4 protein-coding genes are annotated in these 6,490 nt (G+C 71.0%); 3 read left to right on the top strand and 1 reads right to left on the bottom strand.

Annotation, left to right across the window (positions count from 1 at the left end; translation table 11 throughout):
- Positions 1 to 421: 421 nt before the first annotated feature.
- Positions 422 to 1,663, top strand: coding sequence for an IS110 family transposase (locus tag ACT2CW_RS47885; RefSeq protein ID WP_445519886.1), 1,242 nt, complete (start codon positions 422 to 424; stop codon positions 1,661 to 1,663).
- A gap of 728 nt (positions 1,664 to 2,391) precedes the next feature.
- On the opposite strand, the gene ACT2CW_RS47880 is transcribed toward ACT2CW_RS47885, so the two are convergent.
- Positions 2,392 to 3,315, bottom strand: a complete 924-nt coding sequence (locus ACT2CW_RS47880; protein ID WP_445521139.1) for a macrolide 2'-phosphotransferase — start codon at positions 3,313 to 3,315, stop codon at positions 2,392 to 2,394.
- A 194-nt stretch (positions 3,316 to 3,509) separates the two neighbouring features.
- Between ACT2CW_RS47880 and vioD the strand changes: the two genes are divergently transcribed.
- Together vioD and ACT2CW_RS47870 are read left to right on the top strand one after the other, a co-directional pair.
- Positions 3,510 to 4,637: a capreomycidine synthase gene (gene vioD, locus ACT2CW_RS47875; RefSeq protein ID WP_445521138.1), complete on the top strand. Its 1,128-nt coding sequence runs from the start codon at positions 3,510 to 3,512 to the stop codon at positions 4,635 to 4,637.
- Positions 4,634 to 6,460 carry a non-ribosomal peptide synthetase gene (locus tag ACT2CW_RS47870; RefSeq protein WP_445521137.1) on the top strand — a complete coding sequence of 609 codons (1,827 nt, stop codon included), beginning with the start codon at positions 4,634 to 4,636 and terminating at the stop codon, positions 6,458 to 6,460. The genes vioD and ACT2CW_RS47870 overlap by 4 nt, the downstream gene beginning before the upstream one ends.
- Positions 6,461 to 6,490: the final 30 nt, after the last annotated feature.

The raw sequence follows: 6,490 nt of genomic DNA, 5'->3' as shown, positions 1-6,490 counted from the left end.
GTCGGGACGACAGGATTTGAACCTGCGACCCCTAATGGGGCACTACGAACCCGTAGGCCGTCCGGTGTGGTGGCGGCGGTCGGAGCCGGGGAAGCCGTATGCGACCCCAGGGACCAGATCCCTTGGTCAAGACTCGGCCCTCGGCCCCGTCCATCGCCACCACCCCGCGAGCACGCAACCAGACCGATGATCCGATCGTTGGTGTTCGTGGTCCAAGCCCCTCGCGGGAACCACCTCTCACGACGCCTGGAACCTGTGAGTTCCGGCCCAGACCGAGGGACCCGCGGGCAGCTGGGGTCACGAACGACTGATCGGATGCCGGGCCATCGAGCCCTTCCATTAGGGAGACGCGTGCCCCCGCACGACTGCGACCAGCAGCAACACGCAACCCGACCGAGAGGACACGCACAACACCATGACCATGAAAGTGTTCTGTGGGATCGACTGGGCCAGCGACCACCACGACGTCGCCCTGGTCGACCAGGACGGAGCCCTGTTAGCCCGGGCGCGCATCGGCGACGACGCCGCCGGCCTGCACCAACTCCTCGACCTGCTCACCACGCACGGAGACACCGAAGATGCTCCGATTCCGGTGGCGATCGAGACCTCCCGCGGCCTGCTGGTGGCCTGCCTCCGCGCCACGCAACGCCCCGTCTACGCCATCAACCCGATGGCCGCCGCCCGCTACCGCGACCGGCACACGGTCGCCCGCAAGAAGTCCGACCACCTCGACGCCATGGTCCTGGCCAACATCCTGCGCACCGACGCCGCAGCCCACCGCCCCCTCCCCCACGACAGCGAGCTCACTCAGGCCATCACCATCCTGGCCCGAGCCCAGCAAGACGCCGTCTGGGACCGCACCCAAGCCGGCAACAAACTCCGCTCCCACCTGCACGCCTACTTCCCCGGATTCCTCACCGCCACCCAACCACTGCGCGACGGCCTCAGCTCCCCCATCGCCCGCACGCTTCTGGCCGCTGCCCCCACCCCAGCCCAAGCAGCCAAACTCACCCGCACCCAGCTGCGCACACTCCTTGCCAAGGCCGGCCGCAAGCGCGGAATCGACACCGAAGCCCACCGCCTCCACACCGCTCTCCGCGCCCCACAGATGAGACAACTCCCCCTGGTCGAACAGGCCATGGGACGCCAGACCACCGCCCTGCTACGCCAGCTCGACGCAGCCTGCACCAGCGCCGACGACCTCGCCCAAGCAGCGGTTGCATCTTTTGACACACACCCGGACGCCGAGATCATCACCAGCTTCCCAGGGCTCGGCTCACTCACCGGCGCCCGGGTACTCGCCGAGATCGGCGACGACCGATCCCGCTTCACCGACGCGAAAGGCCTCAAAGCCTTCGCCGGAGCCGCACCCATCACCCGGGCATCCGGAAGAAACGTCGCCGTCCTCGCCCGCCGGGTCAAGAACCAGCGCCTGGCCTCGGCCGGCTACGTCTGGGCCTTCTCCGCCCTGACCGCCTCACCCGGCGCCCGAGCCCACTACGACCGCCGACGCAAGGCCAAAGACCGCCACACCGCCGCCCAACGCAACCTCTTCAACCGACTGCTCGGATGCCTCCATCACTGCCTGACCCACAACATCCGCTACAACGAAGCAACCGCATTCCCCGCACCGACAAACCCCCGTCCCGAAGCCGCCGCTTGACAGATCATCCGCATCGGATGTCTTGACCCCCAGAGCTCGGCCACCGCCACATCGCCGGATTCGTTCACACCCAACTGGCCGCAGGTCGTGGCAGAGTGACCGTCAACTGGTGCCTGGCCACGCTCTCCAGCGCGATGGGCGACGCTGTCCGCCAGCACCGCCTCACCCACAACCCCGCACGCCCCGCCATCCTGCCCCGACCACCCACCGCCGAGCGACGGATCTGGACAGCCGAAGAAGCAACCCGCTTCCTGCGCTGCTGCCACCACACCGACCCACTCATCGCAGATGTGTGCGAACTCCTGATCGGCACTGGCATGCGCAAAGGGGAAGCGCTCGCCCTCCACTGGCACGACGTGCATCTCAACGAAGGGGTGCTCTACGTCCGTTACACCCTCGCGGCCATCAACAACCCGACAGCCGTCCGCTACGGCCTGGGACTGTCCTGGACAGCTTCCGCCGACGCGCCAAAGAAGCAGGGGCCCCCGCATCACCCTGCACGACCTGCGACACCTCGCCGCCACCCTCTCCATCACCGCGGGCACCGCGCTCGCCGTCGTCTCCAAAACCCTGCGGCACTCCACCCTCTCCACCACGGCCAACCTCTACAGCAACCTCACCCAGCAAGCCGCCCACGACGCCGTGGACGCCATCGACACCGCCCTGACCCAAGCCGACCCTGGCCCCCCACGGCGAGCCGGAGCACAGGAGTCCCGGCGGCGGGACCATCAGGACACCGTCCCGAGCTCCCGGAGCCGGGCCCTGGCCGTCGCCACCAGATGCGGGCGGTCCGTGCGCAGGCCCAGCAGGGCCACCCGGACCCAGAGGAAGTCGCCCAGTTCCGCGATGTGCTCGCGCATTCCCTCCCGCACCGTGCCGCCCTGTGCCCGGTACGCCGCGAGCAGCGCGTCAAGGACGGCGGGACCGCCCGCGTGGTACAGGTCCACGAAGTCCGCTGCGGGGTCGTCGGCCCGGGCGTTGGTCCAGTCGAGCAGGCCCGCGAGCCGGACCCCACCGCCCGGTCTGCGGGACACCAGTGTGTGGCCGGGGTGCACGTCACCGTGGACGGGCACCGTCGCGGTCGGCCAGCCGTAGTCGTTCTCCAGCCAGCGCGACCAGTGGGCTCGGTGGCCGGGGGGCAGCCCGAACGCGGCCTGGGCTTCGTGGAGTTGGCGGGCGATCCGCTCGCGGGCCCGGTACGGTCCCGTGTCCGGCAGGCCGGCCGTCGTGGGCGGCAGGGCGTGCAGCGAGACCAGCACACCGGCCAGGGGGCCCAGATATTCCGTCGCGGGGTCGAGCGGGTCGACCGCCCAGTGGTAGCGGAGCGAGCGGGGGTCCTCCGCTCCGGCGGCCTTCCCCGGGAGCCGCGGGTAGGCGGTGAACTCCGGAGTGTGCACCCGCCACTCGGGGATCCGGATCGGCAGCCGGTCGCGCAGCAGTCGCAGCAGCCGGGCCTCCGCCGCCGCGGGCGCGACCACCTGCGCGCGGCGGGGGGAGCGCAGGATCCACTTCCGGCCGTGCTCATCGCGGCAGTGCACGACGCGGAAGTCCCAGCCGGACTCGTCCACCACGGCCGAGCCGGGGACCACCGCGATGCCGTGCCGGACGGCGCGGTCAACGAGTTGCGGAACGCTGAGCGCTGATGCCTCCATGGCCCCGCCCTGCCCCGGCGGTAATCGTCCCGAAACAAGTTTCCGCCCGATGGAAGGTGAACTCCATGAGGACCGGAAGCGCTTGCGGACCGCAGTAGACGTCGGGTTTGCTTCCGATGAAGCGCGACCACTGCCCCGCTACCTCCGTTCTCGATTCGGGAGTCCCCTTGTCGCCCGTAAGCATCGACGGCGCAGTGACCAGTCTGCCGACACCACCGGTATTGGAAGAGTGGTACCGGCGATATCTGGACAGGGCCGAACTGGATATCAGTTCCAGCGGGGTCCAGCCGTATTCTTTCGCGGAACTGCGCCGCATCGCCGGAATCGGCCACGACGAGCTCGATGGCATCGTCATGGACGACAGCACCTCGCAGGGTTCGCCGGAGCTGCGGCAGGCGATCGCCGACCGGTACGCCGGGGGGCGCCGCGAGCACGTCATGGTCACTCATGGTTCGAGCGAGGCCATCGCGCTCACCCTGGGGACCCTCCTGGAGCCCGGCGACCGGGTGGTGCTGTCTGATTCGCTCTACCACTCGCTCGGCCACTTCACTCGGGAGCGCGGCTGCGAGATTCGTACCCTGCCACTCGGAGAGCTGTCCGACGGGTCCTTTCCCGACGCCGTACTGCGCGACACGATCGGGCCGGGAACCAAGGCCGTAGTGGCGAACTTCCCACACAATCCGACCGGTCTCAGCCTTTCCCGCGCCGGATACAGCGAATTTCTCGACCGGGTGGCGTATTCGGGCGCCCTGCTCGTCTGGGACGCGGCTTTCGCAGAAATCACCCATGGTGCCGATCCGTTACCCAACCCGGAAATGCTGTACCCGCACACCGTCTCGTACGGAACCTTCTCGAAGGTGTACGGCCTGCCCGGACTGCGGTTCGGCTGGTGCATCGCCGCGCCGGAACTGATCGAGCGCACGTTTCCGCTGCGTGACCGCACGACGCTCTTCCTCTCTCCCCTCGTCGAACGCATCGCCCTCCATGCGGTGCGCGCCGCGCCCCGGCTGATCGGCCCCCGAGCCGAACAGGCCCGGCGCAACCTGCGGTTGATGGACCACTGGGTCGATCGGCATGCGGACGTCGTAGCCTGGCAGCGTCCGCACGGCGGCGTCTGCGGGCTGCTGGAACTTCCGCACGTGGCCGATGTCGAGCGGTTCTGCCTAGAGTTGCTCGACCGGACCGGAACACTCCTGGTGCCCGGCACGGCCTTCGACCTCCCGCACGGGGTGCGGCTCGGATTCGGTGGTGCCGAGGAGGAGTTCGCCGCCGGTCTCGACCGTCTCTCCGGCTTCCTGCGCGGCGCGCGGGGCGGGCGATGAGCGGGCGGCAGCCGGACTTCCTCGACCGGTGGGACCACCAGGTCGCCACCCGGTCCGGGGCACCGGCCCTGATCGAGGGAACGGCCCGCTGGAGCTACGCCCAGGCCGATGCTCGGGCCGGCACGCTCGCCTCGGTGCTTGCCGCGCGGGGCGCCAGATCCGGAAGCGTGGTGGGCGTGGCGCTCGACCGCCCCCGGGACGCGGTCCTCGCCATGCTCGCCGCGCTCAGGACCGGCGCCGCCTTCACCGTCCTGGAGCCCGCTCTGCCGCCGGAGGCCCGGGAGGATCTGGTCGCCCGGGTGGACGCCGTGCTCTGGCTCCACGACAGCACCCGGCAGGGCCCTCCGCTGCCGCCGGGTACGCCGTGTCTGGACCTCGCCACCATGGAAGCCGGACCCCCAGCCGGGCCCCCGATCGGCGGCCCGGCCGCCCCCACGCAGCCGGCCTACATCCTGTTCACCTCCGGGTCCACCGGCCGGCCCAAGGGCATCGTGATCGAGCGCCGTGCGCTCGCTGGGTTCGCCGACGCGGTGGCCGAGCGGCTGCTCCTCACCCCGGCCGACCGTTGGCTGCAGATCGCCTCACTCGGCTTCGACGTGGTGATCGAGGAGGTCTTCCCCGTCCTCGCCGCCGGCGGCGCCGTGGTGTGCAGGCCCGACACCCTGCCGCTGGAACCGCCGGAGCTGCACCGCGTGCTGCGGGAGTGCGAGGTGACCGTGGCCGAGTTGTCGACCCAGTACTGGCGCGAGTACGCCCGCTGGCTGGACACCGCCGACGAGACCACCCCCGCCGCGCTCCGGGCGGTCCTCGTGGGCGGCGAGCGGATGGAGCCGGGCGCCTACCGAACCTGGCAGCGCCGCCAGCCGGCCGCGCTGGTGCACGTGTACGGGCTGACGGAGTGCACGGTGACCTCCACCATGTACACCGGCCGGCTGCCCGGGGACGCCACCGAAGTGCCCATCGGCACGGCGCTGTCCAACGCGGCCGTCTCCGTACGGGCCGACGGGCGGGTGCTGCCGCCCGGCCGGACCGGCGAGATCCACATCGCCGGCCCCTCGCTGGCGCGCGGCTATCTGCACGACGAGGAGCAGACCGCGCTGCGGTTCCGCCCGGACCCGTGGGCGGACGGAGAGCGGGTCTACGCCACCGGGGACCTGGGCCGGCTGCTGCCGGGCGGGGGCCTCGAGTTCCTGGGCCGGATCGACAGCCAGTTGAAGGTGCGCGGCCACCGCCTGGAGGCGGCCGCGGTGGAGCGGGCGCTGGAGGCCGCGCCCGGGGTCGCCCAGGCCGTCGTCCTGCTCGACCCCGGTGACACCACCTCGTTGATCGCCTGCCTGGTCCCGGCCGACCGGACGCTGGCCCCGGAGCGCGGCACCGCCGCCCGGCTCACCGACGAGCAGCGCAAGGAGGTGGTGGGGCCGGCCGCTGCGGCCTTCGCCGACTGGGCCGTACCGACCCGGCTGTATTGGACGGCCGACCTGCCCAAGAACCCGCATGGGAAGGTGGACACGGCAGCGCTGGCGGCGACCGCGGCCTCCGTGTGTACGCCGCCCGAGACCGGCGCCGAGCCGGGGACGGTCCGACCGCCCACCGTGGACGAGCCCCTGCATGTCGTGCTCAACCGGTTCCGCGACGTGCTCGCGGCGCCCGCGCTCGGCCCCGACGACGACTTCTTCGCCCACGGCGGCCAGTCGATCCTGGCGATGCGCCTGGTGACCGCGTTGCGGACGGACGTGCCCGCGGCCGCCGGGCTGCGTGTCGCCACACTGTTCGACTGTCCCACGCCCCGGCGGCTCGCCAGGCACCTCAGCGACCACACCTGACGCGGCGTCATCCCAACCCGCAGCCGTACC

The organism is Streptomyces sp. NEAU-174, assembly GCF_052665095.1.
Note: the sequence above shows the minus strand (reverse complement) of the source record. Positions and strands in the feature narration are given on the sequence as shown.

Coding starts and splice junctions, on each gene's coding strand:
- ACT2CW_RS47870 (WP_445521137.1), top strand. CDS start 4,634: ATGAGCGGGCGGCAGCCGGACTTCCTCGACCGGTGGGACCACCAGGTC.
- ACT2CW_RS47885 (WP_445519886.1), top strand. CDS start 422: ATGAAAGTGTTCTGTGGGATCGACTGGGCCAGCGACCACCACGACGTC.
- ACT2CW_RS47880 (WP_445521139.1), bottom strand. CDS start 3,315: ATGGAGGCATCAGCGCTCAGCGTTCCGCAACTCGTTGACCGCGCCGTC.